Annotated in this window: 16 protein-coding genes and 3 pseudogenes; 13 read left to right on the top strand and 6 right to left on the bottom strand. The window is 60.0% G+C overall.

Features of this window, described 5'->3' with window-relative positions; genetic code table 11:
- Position 1 precedes the first annotated feature (1 nt).
- Positions 2–1,105: a branched-chain amino acid ABC transporter permease gene (locus JQ624_RS03675; RefSeq protein ID WP_409334298.1), complete on the top strand. Its 1,104-nt coding sequence runs from the start codon at positions 2–4 to the stop codon at positions 1,103–1,105.
- A 379-nt stretch (positions 1,106–1,484) separates the two neighbouring features.
- Here JQ624_RS03675 and JQ624_RS03670 read toward each other — a convergent pair.
- Positions 1,485–2,320: pseudogene (locus JQ624_RS03670) on the bottom strand (alpha/beta hydrolase).
- Positions 2,321–2,520: 200 nt separating this feature from the next.
- Here JQ624_RS03670 and JQ624_RS03665 point away from each other — a divergent pair.
- The 5 genes and pseudogenes from JQ624_RS03665 (at position 2,521) to JQ624_RS03650 (ending at position 8,545) form a co-directional block, all read left to right on the top strand.
- The gene (locus tag JQ624_RS03665; RefSeq protein WP_212417492.1) at positions 2,521–2,940 is read left to right on the top strand and encodes a universal stress protein; all 420 of its coding nucleotides are present in this window, start codon (positions 2,521–2,523) and stop codon (positions 2,938–2,940) included.
- Positions 2,941–3,087: 147 nt separating this feature from the next.
- Positions 3,088–5,544: a plasma-membrane proton-efflux P-type ATPase gene (locus JQ624_RS03660; RefSeq protein ID WP_212417491.1), complete on the top strand. Its 2,457-nt coding sequence runs from the start codon at positions 3,088–3,090 to the stop codon at positions 5,542–5,544.
- Positions 5,545–6,185: 641 nt separating this feature from the next.
- Positions 6,186–6,572: a DUF302 domain-containing protein gene (locus JQ624_RS03655; RefSeq protein ID WP_212417490.1), complete on the top strand. Its 387-nt coding sequence runs from the start codon at positions 6,186–6,188 to the stop codon at positions 6,570–6,572.
- A 487-nt stretch (positions 6,573–7,059) separates the two neighbouring features.
- Positions 7,060–7,182, top strand: a pseudogene (locus JQ624_RS38375) (LysR family transcriptional regulator); the annotation flags it as partial.
- A gap of 265 nt (positions 7,183–7,447) precedes the next feature.
- Positions 7,448–8,545 carry a YeeE/YedE family protein gene (locus tag JQ624_RS03650; RefSeq protein ID WP_212417489.1) on the top strand — a complete coding sequence of 366 codons (1,098 nt, stop codon included), beginning with the start codon at positions 7,448–7,450 and terminating at the stop codon, positions 8,543–8,545.
- A gap of 12 nt (positions 8,546–8,557) precedes the next feature.
- On the opposite strand, the gene JQ624_RS03645 is transcribed toward JQ624_RS03650, so the two are convergent.
- Genes JQ624_RS03645 through JQ624_RS03635 form a run of 3 tightly spaced genes read right to left on the bottom strand, consistent with a single transcriptional unit; the run spans position 8,558 to position 10,520 of the window.
- A complete protein-coding gene (locus JQ624_RS03645) occupies positions 8,558–9,667 on the bottom strand; it encodes a YeeE/YedE family protein (protein WP_212417488.1) in 1,110 nt (369 codons plus the stop codon).
- A 36-nt stretch (positions 9,668–9,703) separates the two neighbouring features.
- Positions 9,704–10,081: a metalloregulator ArsR/SmtB family transcription factor gene (locus JQ624_RS03640; protein ID WP_212417487.1), complete on the bottom strand. Its 378-nt coding sequence runs from the start codon at positions 10,079–10,081 to the stop codon at positions 9,704–9,706.
- A 37-nt stretch (positions 10,082–10,118) separates the two neighbouring features.
- A complete protein-coding gene (locus JQ624_RS03635) occupies positions 10,119–10,520 on the bottom strand; it encodes a thioredoxin family protein (protein WP_212417486.1) in 402 nt (133 codons plus the stop codon).
- Positions 10,521–10,581: 61 nt separating this feature from the next.
- Here JQ624_RS03635 and JQ624_RS03630 point away from each other — a divergent pair.
- Positions 10,582–11,281, top strand: a pseudogene (locus JQ624_RS03630) (cytochrome c biogenesis CcdA family protein); the annotation flags it as partial.
- Positions 11,282–11,287: 6 nt separating this feature from the next.
- Entirely contained in the window at positions 11,288–11,875 is a 588-nt protein-coding gene (locus tag JQ624_RS03625; RefSeq protein WP_212417827.1) for a thioredoxin family protein, read from the top strand.
- Between the two features lie 57 nt (positions 11,876–11,932).
- On the opposite strand, the gene soxX is transcribed toward JQ624_RS03625, so the two are convergent.
- Both soxX and soxA read right to left on the bottom strand, forming a co-directional pair.
- Entirely contained in the window at positions 11,933–12,568 is a 636-nt protein-coding gene (gene soxX / locus JQ624_RS03620; protein WP_212417485.1) for a sulfur oxidation c-type cytochrome SoxX, read from the bottom strand.
- Positions 12,569–12,578: 10 nt separating this feature from the next.
- The gene (gene soxA, locus JQ624_RS03615; protein ID WP_212417826.1) at positions 12,579–13,385 is read right to left on the bottom strand and encodes a sulfur oxidation c-type cytochrome SoxA; all 807 of its coding nucleotides are present in this window, start codon (positions 13,383–13,385) and stop codon (positions 12,579–12,581) included.
- A gap of 202 nt (positions 13,386–13,587) precedes the next feature.
- On the opposite strand from soxA, the gene soxY reads away from it, so the two are divergent.
- The 5 genes from soxY to JQ624_RS03590 all read left to right on the top strand — a co-directional run bounded on the left by soxY (position 13,588) and on the right by JQ624_RS03590 (position 18,274).
- Positions 13,588–14,052, top strand: a complete 465-nt coding sequence (soxY, locus tag JQ624_RS03610; RefSeq protein WP_212417484.1) for a thiosulfate oxidation carrier protein SoxY — start codon at positions 13,588–13,590, stop codon at positions 14,050–14,052.
- Positions 14,053–14,113: 61 nt separating this feature from the next.
- The gene (gene soxZ / locus JQ624_RS03605) at positions 14,114–14,443 is read left to right on the top strand and encodes a thiosulfate oxidation carrier complex protein SoxZ (RefSeq protein ID WP_212417483.1); all 330 of its coding nucleotides are present in this window, start codon (positions 14,114–14,116) and stop codon (positions 14,441–14,443) included.
- A gap of 92 nt (positions 14,444–14,535) precedes the next feature.
- Positions 14,536–16,233, top strand: a complete 1,698-nt coding sequence (soxB, locus tag JQ624_RS03600; protein WP_212417482.1) for a thiosulfohydrolase SoxB — start codon at positions 14,536–14,538, stop codon at positions 16,231–16,233.
- 69 nt (positions 16,234–16,302) lie between these two features.
- Positions 16,303–17,583, top strand: coding sequence for a sulfite dehydrogenase (gene soxC, locus JQ624_RS03595; protein WP_212417481.1), 1,281 nt, complete (start codon positions 16,303–16,305; stop codon positions 17,581–17,583).
- The gene (locus JQ624_RS03590) at positions 17,567–18,274 is read left to right on the top strand and encodes a c-type cytochrome (protein WP_212417480.1); all 708 of its coding nucleotides are present in this window, start codon (positions 17,567–17,569) and stop codon (positions 18,272–18,274) included. The genes soxC and JQ624_RS03590 overlap by 17 nt, the downstream gene beginning before the upstream one ends.
- Positions 18,275–18,393: the final 119 nt, after the last annotated feature.

Below are 18,393 nucleotides of genomic sequence, written 5' to 3'. Positions count from 1 at the left end.
GATGATGGGAGAGGCCGCAGCAAAGCCAACGCAGACCTTCCGCACCGGGACCGCAGGCCGCGCGCCGGGCGCCATCGCGGCGATCGCCTGCGTCATGTTGCTGGCGCTGGCGCTGCTCCCCGTCGTAGCCGGCCGAAATCTGATCCAGGACATGATCTTCCTGTTCTACATGCTTGCGCTGGCGCAATGCTGGAACCTGCTCGCGGGCTACGCCGGCCTGATCTCGGTCGGCCAGCAGGCTTTCGTCGGGCTTGGCGGCTACCTTTTGTTTGCGCTCACGCTGCTTGGCGGCATCGATCCATTGCTCGCAATTCCGCTGGCGGGCCTTGTCTCCGCATTGTTCGCGTTGCCGACAGCGTTCATCGTGTTTCGGCTTCGCGGTGCATATTTTGCGATCGGTACCTGGGTTGTGGCCGAGGTCTATCGCCTGGTCTTCGCCCAGTTCAAGCCGCTCGGCGGCGGCACCGGAATGTCGCTGACGCCGTCGATCACCTCGTCCGTTCCGGGCATCGAATGGGTGAAGGCGTTGCTCAATGTCCGCACGCCGGCCGCGCGCGACCTCATCTCCTATTGGGCGGCGCTGGCGCTGATGGTCGGCACACTCGGCTTTGTCTATCTCGTCCTTCGCTCGCGCCGCGGCCTCGCGCTCGGTGCGATCCGCGACCACGAGGGCGCCGCGGCAGGCCTCGGCGTCGACATCTATCGCGTCAAGCTCGCCGTCTATGTCGCAACCGCCGCCATGACCGGTATGATCGGCGCGCTGATCTATTTGCAGAAGGCGCGCATCTCGCCGGACGCGGCCTTTTCGGTCACTGACTGGACTGCCTATGTAGTCTTCATTGTCGTGATCGGCGGCATTGGCACGATCGAAGGCCCGGTCGTCGGTGCCGTCATCTTCTATCTCTTGCAGCGCTATCTCGCCGATTTCGGCGCATCCTATCTCATTCTGCTCGGTACGCTCGGAATTGTTGTCATGCTGTTTGCGCCAAAGGGCTTATGGGGCCTTATCACGGAGCGCTACGACCTTGCGCTCTTTCCAACGAGGCGGCGGCTTGTTATCCCGCCGCGGGCGGAAATCGCGCGCCGTGTCGACTTCCCAAAGTAGCTTGGCGTCGGCCGTGGCATAGACACGTACATATCCGCTAACCCCACCCAAAAAAACAACACCGGGAACTGCGGTGACCGCTGCGGAAAGAACAGGGCTGCATTGGCTCCGGTCACCACCGGCAACGGGCGGCACCTGCATCGAGATTTTTCCGTTTGCAAGATCCAGCGCGAATAGGCCGCCGCCGGAAGCGGGATCCAGACTCATGGTGCGTGAAGAAATCGCAGGTCGGAGTTATCGACATACACGCGCTCCTGGCGAGAGATCAAGTAGGCTTGTCTTCGAATGTCTCGTCCACAAACCAGTTCGATACGTAGCATGCAAACATTGGTGACCCGCAACTAACGTCTTGCGGACTCGTCAGCTCTAGTCAAAAACATCAGTGAAATACGGTGTCGGTGTTGGAAACGATCAGATGATCAGTATCAGCCGGCGCCAGATCGCTGACATTGTCATCACCCAAAAACTTATCAAGCGTCGCCTGGATTCTCTCCTTTGCAAAATCGGGGCCCCGGTCGCTCATCCACGTGTGCTGAAACTTTGTTGCGACAACATCAATACCGTCCGCCTTCGCTTGTTGGGGGGTCGGCAGTACGCCAGCGTCGGTTGGAAACCTCGGGTCTCTGGAGCGAAATGAAAGGATCTTTAGCGTCTTACTTAGCACGAAGGGAACGCGTAGATTGTCAAGCGTGACCACTTTGGAAACCAGGTCGGCGTGCTGCTTGGCGAAGTACATGGCAATATCGCCACCATTGGAGTGGCCGACCAGCGTTAAGTGGCTGTAGTCCGCATTCGGCCAAATTTTTCTTAATTTCTCGAGAACGAACAGAATATTGGCTTCGCCTTTTTTGTACACCCCGATCCGGCCGACGTAGGGCAGGCCGACCTTGGTCATCAACGGCGGGTCAGTCGGCAGATCCTGCTGAATGCTGGCCACCAGATATCCCCTCGCCGCGAACACGTGGCAAGAAACGAATACTCGGTATTCTTGACGGTATTGCCATTGCTGATGATCGCAACCGGGAGCTTCCAAAAGCCGTCATTCGCTTTAATCTCGTAATCCCAGCGCATGGCAACGTCGACAGCAACCGGCCGCTGGCGCGCGCTGTCGAACAGGTTGAGAGTTTCATGCTGGACGCCCCATTTGCTGATCGCATAGTAAGCCGTGCCAGATAAGGCGCACAGACACACCAAGACGGCGATCCCTCGCTTCATAGTTTCCGTCCCAATCGCTTTGTTCAACAGGTGGTGTGGAAACGCGGGTCGGATAATGGTGTCCTCACTGAACGAGAATCAAATTTAAGAAAGTTATTGCTATGCAGCATGCTTAGTCCTGCGCCGATAGCAATAATCGATTACAATTTCACGGCAGTCATTGGGCAGCATCTCTTGTTCAGGCGTGAGGGAGTTAAGTCTTGAAAGTCCTCATACCCGTCGACGGTTCGCCCGCATCGATCCGAGCCCTCAAGCTCGCCATCGATCAATTGCCGAAAGCCAGCTTTGTCATTGTAAACGTCCAGAACCCTGCGGCTCTTGGCTTGGGTGGGGGTGGCGGGATCATGCCGCTGGAGTGGATCGAGCAGCAAGAAGAAGAGGCGACCCGGAAAGCATTGCAACGGGCTGTTGCCGTCTGCAGCGAGGCGGGAGTTACTTGCGTTACTCGTTCGGAGCGAGGCGCGATTGCGGAAACGATCGATCGCGTGGCCCGTGGGGAGCACGTGGCGCAGATTTTTATGGGGACCAGAGGACTGGGCGGGGTTCGCGGTCTGGTGCTCGGTTCGGTAGCTACACAGCTACTGCATCTGGCCGAAGTGCCGGTAACGCTTGTGAAATAGCGGGTTCGCGCGACAACACGACCCCGTCAGACGTCAGTCCGTATCAATCCATGGCGTTCCCCAGGTCAGGTTTCCTGCAATCAGGTTGAGGCCTTTGGTCACCGAAAGCGACCGGCTTTCTGCAGCCGGATGAGGAGACACCCGACCATGAAGGCTGCAAGGAGTGCCAAGGCGCCCGACATCTCTTTCGCGTCCATTCCCGACACGCTCGCGCGCCTACAGGTAGATGCCGAGACAGGGCTCACGGTTGTCGAAGCGGAATCCCGCAGGAAGCAGTATGGCGCCAACGAGGTCGCCGTTCGGAAGACACATCCGGTGCTCGCATTTCTTGCAAAATTCTGGGGGCTGTCAGCGTGGATGCTGGAACTGATTATGGTCCTGTCTGCGGTGCTCGGAAAATATTCCGATCTCGCCGTGGTAAGCGCGCTTCTGGTCGTCAATGCCATACTCGGCTTTGCGCAGGAGCGCCGCGCCGCGGGCGTTGTGGAGACGTTGCGGCAGCGGTTGCGGGTAAGCGCGCGGGTGCGGCGCGATTCGACCTGGCAGGTCATTCCCGCCCGAGAGTTGGTCCCCGGCGATATTGTGCGCGTGCGCCCGGGCGACATCGTTCCCGCCGACATAAAGCTTCTCACAGGATCATTGCGCGTTGATCAGTCTGCCCTGACAGGCGAATCGCAAGACGTGGAACGGGCGTCGGCCGAAGTGCTGTCGTCGGGGTCGATCGTGCGGCGGGGCGAAGGTAACGGCGTGGTCATGCTGACCGGGGCGAAAACCTACTTCGGCCGCACGACCGAACTCGTGCAGGAAGCGCGGCCGAAACTCCACATCGAAGCGGTGGTGGCGAAGGTCGTTCGCTGGCTCTTTGTCATCGTTGGTGCGCTGCTCGCCGTGGTGTTCGTGCTGTCGCTGATCCGCGGCGTATCCCTCATCGAGATGGTTCCGCTCATGCTCATCCTGTTGATGAGCGCGGTGCCGGTCGCGCTGCCGGTCATGTTCACGGTCAGCATGGCGGTCGGGTCGAAGGAATTGGCCAAGCGCGGCGTACTTGTGACGCGCCTAAGCGCTGCGGAGGACGCTGCGACCATGAACGTGCTTTGCGTCGACAAAACCGGCACGATCACCATGAACCAGCTCACCGTCACCGGCGTGATTCCGCTGGAGCAGGCAACCGAATCCGACGTGTTGTTTGCCGGTGCGCTGGCATCGCAGGCGGCCAACCAAGACCCGATTGACCTCGCCCTGCTGGCCGCAGCGCAAGATCGGCACATCTTCAACGACAAAGTGCCCGCGGTCACGCCTGTTTCGTTCGTGCCGTTCGACGCGAAAAGCCGGCGCACCGAAGCCGTGGTCGAGCAGGACGGGCAGCGACTGCGCGTCATGAAGGGCGCCGTTCGAGCCATCGCCCTCGCCTGCGGGCTGGAGCCGGCTGCCATCAAGGCGCTGGAGGAGCGCGTCGGCGAGGCCGCACGCAAAGGCTACCGGAGTCTCGCGGTCGCGCGCGGCCCCGAAAACGGTGTACCAGGCTTGGTGGGATTGGTGACGCTGTACGATCCGCCACGGCCGGACGCTCATCAACTAATCGCTTCACTGGGTGATCTCGGCGTTGCGGTGAAGATGCTCACCGGCGACGCGCTTGCCGTTGCGCGCGAAATTGCGCGCGGCGTTGGATTGCCCAACATTCGACGCGTGGCCGACCTGAAAGCCGCAAGCGGCCGAGCAGGCAACGAGGCGGTCGACCTGCTGGCCGGCGTGGACGGGTTTGCCGAGGTATTTCCGGAAGACAAGTACATCGTGGTCGAGCATCTACAGGCAGCCGGGCATGTGACGGGGATGACGGGTGACGGCGTCAATGACGCCCCGGCGCTGCGCCAGGCCGAAGTGGGTATCGCCGTCAGCACCGCGACCGACGTCGCCAAGGGCGCCGCCAGCGTGGTGCTAACCGAACCGGGACTGACCAACATCGTAACTCTGATCGAGCAGGGCCGGACCATTTATCAGCGTATACTGACCTGGATCATCAACAAGATCAGCCGGACGATCCTGAAGGCGGCTTACGTTGCAATCGCATTCGTTTTCACCGGCAAGTTCGTCGTTTCTGCCTTTGCGATGCTGCTTCTTGTCTTCATGACCGACTTCGCAAAGATTGCCCTCGCTACTGACGAAGTGCGATGGTCCAGGAGGCCGGAGACCTGGGACATCGGGGGTTTCGTCTTGGTGTCGGTTGTCCTGGGCGTCGCCCTGGTCACCGAGGCGCTTCTCCTGTTATGGATTGGCTGGTCGAGCTTTCAATTGGTGACCAACGACAGTGCCCTCTACACCTTCAGCTTCCTGATGCTGTTGTACTTCGCCGTATTCTCTGTGGTGTCGGCACGGGAACGACGCTGGTTCTGGGCGACGATGCCGAGCAAAACCCTGCTTACAGCCCTCGCGCTCGACGCGTTCATCGGTACCGCCTTGACATTCGTAGGTCTCCCGGACCTTGCCCCTTTGCCATCGTGGCAGACACTGGTGATCCTAGGTTACGCGATGGTTGCATGCCTGGTCGTCAACGACGGCATCAAGGTAGCGCTGATCAAGTGGCGCGTTCCCCTGGCCGCGGCCTAAGAAGCACCCAGCACAAGATCCAAACGATGCACCAATCGAAGAACCCTCGTGGAGAGGAATTAACTGATCGCCTCGAATATGAGGTCGACGGGCGCGGCTGCATTATCGAAAGTGTTGAGCGCGTCCGCGCCTTAAGACATCAAGCCGCTATTGCGATCCGGTTTTGCCACCAACTGAAACGACGGTCCAGTAACTGACGACGCGCTCGATGTCATTCGTTTCGTTTGGTCATGCGCTAACCACGACCGGTCTTCCCGGGTGAACGGACATTCTTAGGGTCAATCAGCATCCCCCAAACGTGTTCAACGGCGCCCTTGGTGATCGTGACTGCGGAAAAGCTGATTGCTGTCGACGACTTTGGTAGTCTTTATCACAAGTGTTTGAATTTGACCTCGATCAACACCCATCCGTCTTATTCTCTCAGATTGGCAAAATAAGATTGGAGGTTTCATGCGCGAGACACTGATTTATGGCGTGGCGTCTGCGGCGATCTACCCGGCCTCGACGCACTTGAGGAGCGCTACACGCGCGGCGAATAAACCGCGACGAATATCTGCAAAAGAAGCAGAACATTTTCGCCTGATCTCACGCGGAGCGCTCGGCACTGCCGGTTCGTTGTTGATTGGGAAAGGGAGTTTCCGATGAGCTACTATTTCAGCAAGACGCTGTCGGTCGGCTTTGATGAGGCTGTTCGCCGCAGTATTGAAGGCCTCAAGCAGGAAGGCTTCGGGATCATCACCGAGATTGATCTGAAGGAGACCTTCAAGAAGAAAATTAATGTCGACTTCCGTAACTACCGCATCCTCGGCGCGTGCAATCCCATGCTGGCCCATGAGGCACTAAAGCTGGAAGACAAAGTTGGGACAATGCTTCCTTGCAATGTCGTGGTGCAGGATGTTGGAGGCGGAAGGACCGAGGTGGCAGCAATCGATCCCGTTGCATCTATGCAAGCCATCGACAATGCAGGGCTGAAGCGGGCGGCAGAGCAGGTCGGTGCCAAGCTAAAGAAGTTCATCGAGACGCTTTGAGACCGCGGAGGCCGCGCGGCGAGGGATACCGCCGCATGATTGAGCTCTGCCCCCGTCGGGCGGGCCGGCACTCCCGATGAAGTCGCCAACGTCGGCGCCCTGCTCATGGGTCCGGACGTGCGTTCAGCGACTTCCTTATGGATGGTGGCGTTACGGCCTCCTACTGGTTCGGCGAACTCTCCCCGAAGTAGCCGGCGTCGTTCATCGTGCATGGCGGCTGTGATCAAGTTGAGCGGCACGACCACTTGAGCCACTCAAGCGGGGCGTTCGTGGTTGCTTTCTAGATTTCGACGATTAGGAGCGGCAAACGCTTGGGCTAGCCAGCCGGCGGCTTGCGAACCCGGCAGCAGGAGTGCGCCCGGTTTGTGGCTCGAGAAGAGACGATGCGGACGCGCGAACCGCAGGAACTTGACTTGAACATGACCGACAGCGACGCTGCCGTCGTTGTTGCGGCAGAGCCGATCCCAGGCGGGCGGTCCTGCGGCGGATGACTGAAGCCGGGCAAATCTACTTCGAGCGATACCGGTGTATCGTGGACGAGGCGCGGCTCGCCCTCGAGCAGTGTGACGAGATGCTGGAACAGCCGAGCCGCCTGTCGCGCGCTTCGATATCCCGACATCAGCTTTGTACGTTGATGCAAATCAACCCAATCAGGCGATATTGCGATAAAAATTTAATTGGCAGGACGACTTCCATGCCACATCGCTTCAATGTGACGTTACAAGGATTACACGTTTGTCGCCGTCGATCGTTGGCGTTGCGTTCTTCCTGAAGGGGCTCAGCCTCCGGGGCCTCTGCGGCATCAGGCAGCGCAAATCGCCGATTATCAGTTCGCGGACGCGCGACACGCGAGATTGCACGGAGGAATGGTTGCCTTGAATTTGGAATCGCTCGTCAATCTTGCAGGTGAGGCGGCGGTGCTCGCGACGGGCGGGCTGCTGATCGGAATGGCCTTTGGCGGATTTGCTCAGGTGAGCAAGTTCTGTTTGCGCTCTGCCGTGATTGAATTCTCAAAGGGTCTGCTCGGTTCGAAAGTTGCCGTCTGGCTGCTGACGTTCTCTGCCGCCGTTGTGTCAACGCAGGCTGTCATCGGTTTCGGGTCGCTCGACGTCACGGGCGCCCGCCAACTCGCAGCGCGCGGCAGTCTTTCCGGCAGCCTCATCGGCGGGGTAATGTTCGGCGCCGGAATGATCCTGGCCCGCGGCTGTGCGAGCCGCCTTCTGGTCTTGTCGGCGACCGGGAATCTCCGCGCATTGCTCTCTGGACTCGTGCTCACGATCGTGGCCCAAGCCTCGTTGAGAGGTGCGTTGTCGCCTGCGAGGGAAATGCTTTCGGAACTGTGGACCGTGCAGGGCGGCCCGTCGCGCAATCTGCTGTCCTTGGTCGACGGCGTCCCGCAGTTCGGGTTGTGGCTCGGCGTAGCGTGGCTTGCTTGTGCGCTGTGGCTCGCCCGGCGCGCCCGCATCGGCTATCTGATTGAAGCGAGTGCCGTCGGCGTCGGTCTGGCGGTCGGAGCGGGCTGGCTGTTTACGTATAGTGTATCGCAAGTTTCGTTTGCTCCGGTCCAAGTCAAGAGCATCAGCTTCACCGGGCCATCCGCCGATACGTTGATGGGCCTGATAAACTCGCCGTCATTGACGTTGGGGTTCGACACAGGCCTCGTTCCTGGCGTGTTTGCGGGCTCACTGCTTGCAGCGTTGATAACAAGAGAGTGGAAAGTACAGGGATTTCATGATGGCCCAAGCATGTGGCGCTACTTGATTGGCGCGGCGCTGATGGGCTTTGGCGGCATGCTGGCCGGAGGCTGTGCCGTGGGCGCCGGGGTGACGGGAGGAGCGATCTTTGCCTTGACGGCCTGGATGGCTCTCGCCGCGATGTGGATCGGGGCTGTCATCACCCATCTCGTCGTTGACGGGGCGGTCGCCGGTTCGGTACTCGCCGAACCTTTGGTTGATCAGTCCAGCGGCCGCTGAGCAGGTCGATTGTCAATCCAACGGTCGCTTCTTACTCCGCAATCCAGATAGGCCACGCTGAAGGATCTCACTGACCGAGCCGTCGACCAAAAGGGTAATGCCCAATCGCGCGCCAAGCACCATGCCGCCCACGGCGAAAGGCCATGACAGTGCCAGCATTGAGCCGGCGGTGATGCCCTGACCGATGGTGCAGCCCCCGGCGAGGATGCCGCCGATTCCCATCAGGGCTGCGCCGACAAGGTGCCGCCGCATCTCGTGATCGTCGTCGAACGCTTCCCATCGCAATTCGGCGGAGCGCCACGCTGCCAGGCATGACCCGGCAATGACCCCAAACACGCTGCCAACGCCGAAATCGGCGAAATTCGAAACGTTCAGCACGCCCGCATAAAGCGCCTTGCCGATGGTCGAGACGAAAGTCAGGCTTTGCGGGCGTGACGGCACGTCAAATTCATCTCCGAACGAACCCGTGACAATCCAACCCGCGACGGTGAGGACGCCGAGCGCAACGCCGGCCGACAGCAGTCGAGGCGCGCGCCGTAAGCGAGCATCACCGAACGCCAGCAGGCAAAGACCGGTACCTGCGGCGACGGCGAGGATGGCGCGCACATCGAAACCGAGTGCGTGCGACGACAGCGATGCCATGTCGGAACTGACGCCGTCGGGCATGGCGATGGACAGGCGTTCCAGTACGTCGATGCGAAAGTTGGCTAGGACGCCGCGCAGCGTCGCATAGGCGGTGGCGCCAAGAACGAGGATCACGATCAGGCTGCGAAGGTCGCCGGCCCCGAGTCGAACCAGCGAACCGAATCCGCAGGTGCCGACCAGCGCCATGCCGGCCCCGAACATAAGGCTGCCGATTAGGATCGCCGTTAGCGGCAAGGCTGGTGACGTGTAGGTCGTGAGTCCGGGGTTGAAAATGCCGCCGATGATCAGCGTCTGCGTCCCGAGGATCGCGATGCCGAGCGCTAACCCGAAAATCCGCAAGCGGCGGCTGTCGCCGCCCATCAGCGCATCCTCGATGGCGCCGAACGAGCAAAGCTTGGCGTGGCGGACGGCGAACCCGGCGGCTGCACCAATGGCAAAGCCGCTGAGCCCTGGCACCCAGGCGGCCAGGCTTTGCATGGGGTCTCCCTGATCCAGTCAGCCCCTTATGGCCGACTATTTCTTCTTCTTCACCGGTACGGGCGCACAAAAGATATTATAGACGACAGAAATCACCTGGCGCACATCTTCGTTGGCAAGGCTGTAGTAGATCGTCTTGCCGTCGCGGCGGGTATCGACCATGCCGTCATAACGAAGCCGCGCAAGCTGCTGGGATACGGCGGACTGCCGCAGAGACAGAATGTTCTCCAGTTCCGTGACCGATCGCTCGCGTTCTGCTAGCAGGCACAACAGCAACAGGCGATTTTCGTGGGACAGCGCCTTGAGGAAATTGCTGGCCTTGCGTGCCTTGCGCATCAACTGGTCGAGTTCGGGAGAATACTCCGCGCCATCGCGCAGTTCGGTTTCGAGTTCGGTTGAAAGGATCGAGGGCATTGCGGTCAGCTTCTTTCACATTGCGAAACCAGAACGGTCAGATTCGATTGGCACTCAGGTCCGGCGGGGTAATTCTCGTGGCAAGTGCGGCCGGTAATCCCCAGAATGTATCGTCATTGACATAGCCGGTGATGCGCCCGATCTCACGGCCGTTGTTAACGACAACAAAAGTCGGCGTGTAATGCACCGGGGAGGCGAGCGTAATGCCACGCGCCGCCTGGCTCTCCGCGTTGATACGCCGCAACGGAAGCAGTTTGGCTTCAGCGGTCTTGTCATAGACCGGCCCGATCTCGCGGTCCCACCTCTGGCACCAGACACAGCCAGCACGCTCAAACATCAGAAGCTCGGAGGCTTGCACACGTGCCGGCCAGACCAGCGTCGCCGCGAGCACGGCCAGAAGCAATGTTTTTTGCAGTATTTGTCGAACCATGTGGTACATATACACGAATTCGCATATTTCTACCAGAGCCGGAAGAGCCGTGGTTTCTGATATCTCGCTGATGGGGGCGCTGGGAGCGGGGCTGCTATCGTTCCTCTCGCCTTGCGTGTTGCCGCTGGTCCCGCCTTATCTCCGGCATAAGCCTCGAGGACCTCAGGCAGGATGATACCCCGCGCGGCTTCCATCCAAATTGGCATGTGGTGGTACTGTCCTGCGCCTTCGTGCTTGGCTTCTCGACCGTGTTCGTGGCCCTCGGTGCGTCGGCGTCGCTGATAGGCAAAGCCGTGAGTTCGCATTTCGAGACGCTCGGTATCATTGCCGGCGTTTTGATCGTGGTCCTCGGGCTGCATTTCCTCGGCCTGTTCAGGATTAGTCTGTTGTTTCGCGAAGCCCGCTTTCAGCGCGTCAGCAAGCCGGCGGGTTTTCTCGGTGCTTACCTGGTTGGCCTCGCATTCGCATTCGGGTGGACGCCTTGCGCGGGCCCGGTGCTGGCCGCGATTCTCATCGTGGCGGGGGTCGAGGAATCAGCGGCGAGCGGCGCGCTGTTGCTCGGCGCCTATGCGTTTGGCATCGGCTGCCCATTTTTGCTGGCATCGCTGTTCTCGGGCCAGTTCATCAGATTGATGGCGCGAATACGCCACCACATGGGTGCCGTGGAGAAAGTTATCGGGTCCGCGCTTGTCCTGACCGGCGTTATGTTTTTGGCCGGCGGCATGCCGCGCATCGCCGGCTGGTTGTTGCAGGCATTTCCAGCGTTCGGATATTGGATGAAACGGGAGGTACTCTTGCTGTCGAGACGATGTGCCATCGCGGCCATGGGCCTGGGCCTGCTCGGGCTTCATGCCACGCCGGCGGCTGCCAAGGCGAAGCTTGGTGAGGACGGGCTGTATCAAATGGACTGGTACCTGGAAAGCTTCCTCGATCTGTCCGAGGATCTCGCTGCTGCGACGGCAAAGAGCAAGCGCTTCGCCGTCATGTGGGGCCTCAAGGGGTGTCCCGCCTGCAAGCGGATGCACGAAGTGCATCTGATGGACCCCGCGGTTGAGGCTTACATCCGCGACAATTTCGAGGTCCTGCATCTCAATCACGTCGGCGCACGCACGGTGACTGATTTCGACGGACGAAAGCTCGGCGAGAAAGCATTGGGCGAGGCCTACGGAATACGCTTCACACCGACGATCCAGTTCTTTCCCGAGCAGACGACAGGGCTTGCAGCCCTCAGCGGGCAGGCGAGAGAAGTCGCCCGCATGCCGGGGTTGCTCGATCCGGCGGCGTTTCTGGCAATGTTTCGCTATGTACGCGAGAAAGGCTACGAGACGGCGCCTTTCCCCGACTGGCTCAAGAAGCAGGTGTGAGGCAACCGGCATGGCTCTGCGGAATACCGCTTTTTATCCGCAGAGCTTCCGGCAGGCTTATTTGTTGATCGGTGATTCCGGGTCGAACAGAAACGCGACCAGATCCATGATCTGCTTTTCGCTCAATACCTTGTTTGCACCGAACCGCGGCATGTTCGAGCACGCCAGCACGGCTTGCGAGTCGTAGATCTTGATAAAGGCGTTCTTCGCCTCCGCCGGATCGAACTTGCGGTCCTTGCCGTAGGACGTCAGGCTCGGACCAAGCGTACCAAAGCTGACCTCGGCCTTTTCCATCTGGTGGCAGGCATAGCAATTGCCGCCGTTTTCGGTCTTTGCGTCGTCGGAGAACTGTCCGCCGCGGCCGTTGTTGGCGATCTTCTGGCCTTGCTTCCAGTCGCCGAGCAGTTTGCCATCGGCCGGAAAGACTACTTTGGCCAATTCGCGTTTGACGATCTTGTCGGCTTCCGCGGACGGTACGTCGTTGCGATGGAGGTTGCAGGTCTTCAGCGTGTCATCGGGTTCGATTCGTGCCTGCCATTCCGGCGGAGCCTTTCCGAACGTCGCCTTCAAATAGGCATCCACCAGGGCGGGATCAGCCTTCTTCGTTGCGGTCTGCGCATATGCGGCAAATGGCTGAGTTGCGATGACGCCAGCGGAGAGGATCAGCGCGGCAAATTTTGATGTTGTTCTCATGATGCGCCCCTCAGCGTTTGATCGACGGGACAGTGATCTCGCCGCCCGTCGCCTGCGTTTGCAGGAAAACGGTGAGCGCCGTGATGCTGTCGGATCCATATTCCGGGATTGGCCAGCGCTGCTGGCGATAGCAGTCCCACAGCCGATGCTGCATGGTGCGCAGCGCGCCTTGCGAGACGCGGTAGGTGGGCCATGTCCCCATGGTTTCCTGTGGCTGCTTGCCGGGTTTCGACAGGTTGGGCAATCCTTGCAGCCGGATGCGCTTGCCTTCGTCGGCGTGGCAGGTGGCGCAGGAGAAATCCATCACGCCGCCGCGCCGGTAGAACAGCGCCTCGCCGACCGCGGCCATCTCCTGTTCCTTCGGATGCTTGAGCGGCACGTCGATCTTCATGCCGCTGGATTTGTTGGCAATGAAGGCGACGAGGTCTTCCATGTCGGAGGCTTTGCCGGGACCGGAAAAGCGGCGGGCGATCACGTCCTTTGTGTCCAGTCCCTGGATGTTCTGCATGCACCACAGCAGGCGCTGCTCGAGGTCCATGACTTTTCCGGAATCAGCGAAGAAGCGGGGCATCCGGGCGAACGCACCCTCGAGCTTGCCGGCGCCGAGACCGAGATCGCATCCCTCTAGAGAGACGTTCTTGGTACCTCGCTTTTCGCTCCACAGGATCTCTCCGCGGTCCACAGCAAGGAAGCCGGGGTTGGAGAGCGGATCGGAAATCATCGCCCGATAGCGTTCGATCTCCTTTTCGCTGGCGTCCTGCGCGCAAACCGGGAAGTTCAATGAAGAGAACAAGATAGCGGCCAAAGCCAACGCCATTGTAGTCCGTCTCACGTGTCATCCCTCCCATCCGCAGGACCGTCTTTGCGGCCCTTGAGTACCCCGGAGAAGCCCGGGGGTGGCTTTACATTCACAAAAAACAATATATTGATATTTGCAGATGATGATATGTTAAACGGCAAGACGTCAAGAGCTACCATCGACAAAAGGGATGCGAAGAAATCCCGCGGGAGGAGACAGAATGGTTTTGAAATCGGTTGAAAAAACCCGTCGTGAGACGCTGGCCTACGCGGCAATCGCCGGGCTTGCAGCGTTACTCGCGCCGAGAATGTCGATGGCGGACGAACAGGCCGTCGCCGCAGAAATCAACAAGCTGTACGGTGACAAGAAGTTCGAGAGCGGCAAGATCAAGCTCGACGTGCCGGAAATCGCCGAAAACGGCCTCGTGGTCCCGGTCACCGTCGATGTCGAAAGTCCGATGACCGAGTCGGATTATGTGAAGGCGGTCCACGTATTTGCCGACGGCAATCCGCTTCCCGGGATCGTCAGCTACAAATTCACGCCGGCCTGCGGAAAGGCCTCCGCCTCGACGCGTATGCGCCTCGCGCAAACCCAGAACGTTGTCTGCCTTGCGGAGATGTCGAATGGCAAACTGCACATGGCGAAGGCCAGCGTGAAGGTGACCATCGGCGGCTGCGGGGGCTGATCGGAGCGAACGTTCGACAAGAAAGCGTCCGACAAGAAAACAACAGGCGAGGAACATTCATATGGCTACTACACCCACCCCCCGCGTTCGCCTTCCGGCGCAGGCAAAGCCTGGCGAACTGATTGAAATCAAGACGCTCATTTCGCACGAGATGGAATCGGGGCAGCGCAAGGATGCCGGCGGAAAGGTCGTTCCGCGCAAGATCATCAACAAGTTCACTGCGGCCTTCAACGGCAAGGTGGTGTTCGAAGCTGACTGGAATCCGGCGATCTCCGCCAATCCCTACCAGTCCTTTTTCTACAAGGCGGTCGATAGCGGCGAGTTCACCTTCACTTGGAAAGACGATGACGGCTCCGATTACGTCGCCAAGAACAAGCTGACCGTTGCCTGAAAACTCACATTGCAGGCCGCGACGGCCTCGCGTGACCTGAAATATCCCAAGAGTTCCTCCTTCCTTTGAGAAGGGGATCGAAAGGCAGATCGATGATCTCAAGGCGGGAATTCCTGCAGGCGACGGCGGCTGCGTCGGCGCTGACGGTTGGAGGCGGTCTCGGTCGGCTGGGGCACGTTGCCGCCCAGCAACGCCTGACCCAAGCCGACATCATGCGCTTCGATCCGCTAGGCACGGTTACCATACTGCACGTTACGGACATCCATGCGCAACTGATGCCGCTTCATTTTCGCGAGCCGTCGATCAATCTCGGCACCGGCGAAGCCAAGGGGCTCCCGCCGCATATCTCGGATGCCGAGTTCCGGAAGTATTTCAATATCGCTACGGGCTCGGCGGACGCGTTCGCGCTGACCTCGGATGATTTCGTTTCGCTCGCCCGTAACTATGGGCGCATGGGTGGCATGGATCGCATCGCCACGCTGGTTGGGGCGGTGCGCGCCGAACGCGGCGACGACAAGGTGCTGTTGCTGGATGGCGGTGACACTTGGCAGGGAAGCTGGACCTCCCTGCAGACCAAAGCCCAGGACATGGTGGATATCATGTCGGCACTGAAGGTCGACGCGATGGTCGGCCACTGGGAATTCACCTACGGGGCGGAGCGCGTCAAGGAGATCACGGACAAGGCGCCGTTCGCGTTTCTGGCGCAGAACGTCCGCGACAATGAATGGCAGGAGCCGGTCTTCGAGCCGCGGAAAATATTCGAGCGAGGCGGCGCCAAGATCGCCGTGATTGGCCAGGCGTTGCCGCGCACAGCGGTGGCCAATCCGCGCTGGATGTTTCCGAAATGGGAATTCGGCATACGCGAAGAAGATATCCAGAAGCAGGTCGATGAATCGCGCGCAGACGGCGCATCCATTGTCGTGCTGCTGTCTCACAACGGCTTCGATGTCGACCGAAAGCTCGCGGGCCGCGTCAAGGGCATCGACGTCATTTTGACGGCCCACACCCATGACGCGATGCCGGGATTGATCCGTGTCGGCGATACGGTGCTGGTGGCGTCTGGCTCGCACGGCAAGTTCGTCTCGCGCCTCGACATTGAGGTGAAGGACAAGAAGGTCGCGGGAGTCCGGTTCAAGCTGATGCCGGTGTTTGCCGATGCCATCAAGCCGGACCCGGCAATGACCACGCTGGTCGAAAAGGTGAGGGCGCCGTTTGCAAAGGATCTTGCGCGCACGCTCGGCAAGACGGATTCGCTGCTTTACCGCCGCGGTAATTTCAACGGAACGTTCGATGATTTGATCTGCAACGCCATGCTGTCCGAGCGGGACGCCGAGATCGCGTTGTCACCCGGCTTCCGATGGGGCGGTACGCTAATTCCCGGAGACGCGATTACCTGGGAGGATGTAACCAACGCAACCGCGATCACCTACCCGAATTGCTATCGCAACCAGATGACCGGTACGCAGTTGAAGGAGGTCCTCGAGGACATCGCCGACAACATCTTCCACCCCGATCCGTATTTCCAGGGCGGTGGCGACATGGTGCGGATCGGCGGCATGGGTTACGCGATCGATATCTCTAAGCCGATGGGGTCGCGCATCTCCGAACTAACGCACCTCAAGTCCGGCAAGCCGATCGACGCGGCCAGGACTTACACGGTGTCGGGCTGGGCAAGCATCAACCAGAATACGCAAGGCCCGCCGATCTGGGACGTTGTCGCCGCCCATGTTTCCAGGCTTGGCGCCGTGACAGTCGAGCCGAATACCGCGGTGAAGGTCACCGGGGCCTGACAAGGGCGATAACGGTGATGATGAGCGGACATTACATTCACACGTTGGGATGAGCAGGAAGGTTGCTGCATGAGGGACAAGTCAGCCGCAGATTTTCTCGATCGTCGCCGGTTCCTTGGCACGGCAGGCTTGGCCGGAGCAGGGGCTGTGCTCGCTGCGATGCCCGCGGTCGCAGGTGAGGCCGCCAAGCCAGATCCCCTGATCACCGAGGTGCAGGATTGGTCGCGCTACCTCGGCGATGGCGTGGACAAGCGGCCCTATGGATCTCCCTCTAAGTTCGAGAAGCATGTGGTCCGCCGCGACGTCCCGTGGCTGACGGCGTCGGCTGAGTCTTCGGTGAATTTCACGCCGCTCCACCAACTGGACGGAATAATCACGCCCTCGGGACTTTGCTTCGAGCGCCACCACAGCGGTGTCGCCGAAATCAATCCCGCCGACCACCGGCTGATGATCAACGGCCTCGTCGAGAAGCCGCTGGTGTTCACGATGGAAGACATCAGGCGCATGCCGCGCGTGAACCGGATTTATTTCCTCGAATGCGCGGCGAATTCCGGCATGGAGTGGCGCGGCGCCCAGCTCAACGGCTGCCAGTTCACCCACGGAATGATTCACAACGTCATGTATACGGGCGTGCCGCTCAAAGTGCTGCTTGACGAGGCCGGCCTCAAGCCGAGCGCGAAATGGCTGATGCTGGAAGGCGCGGATGCCGCCGGCATGAACCGTTCGCTGCCGATCGAGAAAGCGTTGAACGACGTCATTCTGGCCTTCGCGATGAACGGTGAGGCGTTGCGTCCCGAGCAGGGCTATCCCCTGCGTGCGGTGATCCCGGGCTGGGAAGGCAATCTTTGGGTAAAATGGCTGCGCCGCATCGAGGCCGGCGACCAGCCATGGCAGACCCGCGAGGAGACGTCGAAATATACCGATCTCCTGGCCGATGGTCGCTCGCGAAAGCATACCTTCATCATGGACGCAAAGTCCGTCGTGACGAATCCGTCGCCGCAGGCGCCGCTGAAGCACAAAGGACGCAACGTCCTCAGCGGCGTTGCGTGGTCGGGGCGCGGCAGCGTCAAGCGTGTCGATGTCTCGATGGACGGTGGGCGAAACTGGCAGACCGCCCGAATGGATGGTCCGGTGCTCGATAAGTCGATGGCGCGCTTCTACGTCGACTTCGATTGGAACGGTCAGGAGCTGATGATCCAGTCACGGGCGATGGATTCGGCCGGCTATGTGCAACCATCGAAGGAAGAGCTGCGCAAGGTGAGGGGCGTCAATTCGATCTATCACAACAATGGCATCCAGACATGGCTGGTACGTTCGGGCGGGGAGACTGAAAATGTCGAGATTGGCTAACGCCCTTGTCCTCGCCATTCTCTGCATTTTCGCAGGCGACGCTCTGATCGCGGAAGGCTCGGCGCAACAGGTTGCTGCGCGGGAGCCGGCCAAAGCTTCCGCCAAGCTTGGTCTTGGGCGTCCGGCGCTGCCGGAAGAGATCAAGGCCTGGGATACCGACGTCCGGCCGGACGGCGCGGGCCTTCCCGCGGGAAAAGGCACCGCGAAGCAGGGCGATGAAATCTTTCAGGCGCAGTGCGCGTCCTGTCATGGCGAATTCGGCCAGGGTGTCGGACGATGGCCCGTGCTTGCCGGCGGCGCCGGCACCCTGAAGGCCGATCGGCCCGACAAGACGGTTGGATCGTTCTGGCCGGATCTGTCGACGGTGTTCGACTACATCCAGCGCGCGATGCCCTACGGCAGTGCGCGGTCGCTTTCGAATGACGAGATATATGCGCTGACGGCCTACATCCTGACGATGAACGACATCATCAAGGATGAGAATTTCGAACTGAACGAGAAAAATTTTACCTCGATCAAGATGCCGAATGCCGCGGCGTTCTATGATGACGATCGTGAGACCGCGGAGAAGCAGTTCTGGAACAAGGAGCCGTGCATGAAAGATTGCCGGCCTGCGTCACCCAAAGTGATCGGTCGGGCGATGTCGGTAGATGTGACGCCTGACAGTAAGGCCGGGCCGAAGGTCGATTGACATACGCGTTTATGGCTGTCGCACCGATGATTGGCAGGCAATCGTTCTCCGATTATCGGCAAACACCGCCTCGTTCCAATGATGCCTGAATTCTGCATAAAGGATCCCAAGGCAAAGAT

The sequence above is a fragment of the Bradyrhizobium sp. AUGA SZCCT0283 genome (assembly GCF_018130385.1).
Lineage (GTDB): Bacteria > Pseudomonadota > Alphaproteobacteria > Rhizobiales > Xanthobacteraceae > Bradyrhizobium.
This window is presented reverse-complemented; position numbering and strand designations above follow the sequence as displayed.

Excerpts from the sequence above, each read along its gene's own strand:
- soxX (WP_212417485.1), bottom strand. The coding sequence starts at position 12,568 with ATGAGAACAACATCAAAATTTGCCGCGCTGATCCTCTCCGCTGGCGTC.
- soxB (WP_212417482.1), top strand. The coding sequence starts at position 14,536 with ATGATCTCAAGGCGGGAATTCCTGCAGGCGACGGCGGCTGCGTCGGCG.
- JQ624_RS03675 (WP_409334298.1), top strand. The coding sequence starts at position 2 with ATGATGGGAGAGGCCGCAGCAAAGCCAACGCAGACCTTCCGCACCGGG.
- soxZ (WP_212417483.1), top strand. The coding sequence starts at position 14,114 with ATGGCTACTACACCCACCCCCCGCGTTCGCCTTCCGGCGCAGGCAAAG.
- JQ624_RS03590 (WP_212417480.1), top strand. The coding sequence starts at position 17,567 with ATGTCGAGATTGGCTAACGCCCTTGTCCTCGCCATTCTCTGCATTTTC.
- JQ624_RS03640 (WP_212417487.1), bottom strand. The coding sequence starts at position 10,081 with ATGCCCTCGATCCTTTCAACCGAACTCGAAACCGAACTGCGCGATGGC.
- soxY (WP_212417484.1), top strand. The coding sequence starts at position 13,588 with ATGGTTTTGAAATCGGTTGAAAAAACCCGTCGTGAGACGCTGGCCTAC.
- JQ624_RS03635 (WP_212417486.1), bottom strand. The coding sequence starts at position 10,520 with ATGTACCACATGGTTCGACAAATACTGCAAAAAACATTGCTTCTGGCC.
- JQ624_RS03655 (WP_212417490.1), top strand. The coding sequence starts at position 6,186 with ATGAGCTACTATTTCAGCAAGACGCTGTCGGTCGGCTTTGATGAGGCT.
- JQ624_RS03625 (WP_212417827.1), top strand. The coding sequence starts at position 11,288 with ATGAAACGGGAGGTACTCTTGCTGTCGAGACGATGTGCCATCGCGGCC.
- soxC (WP_212417481.1), top strand. The coding sequence starts at position 16,303 with ATGAGGGACAAGTCAGCCGCAGATTTTCTCGATCGTCGCCGGTTCCTT.
- JQ624_RS03660 (WP_212417491.1), top strand. The coding sequence starts at position 3,088 with ATGAAGGCTGCAAGGAGTGCCAAGGCGCCCGACATCTCTTTCGCGTCC.
- soxA (WP_212417826.1), bottom strand. The coding sequence starts at position 13,385 with ATGGCGTTGGCTTTGGCCGCTATCTTGTTCTCTTCATTGAACTTCCCG.
- JQ624_RS03645 (WP_212417488.1), bottom strand. The coding sequence starts at position 9,667 with ATGCAAAGCCTGGCCGCCTGGGTGCCAGGGCTCAGCGGCTTTGCCATT.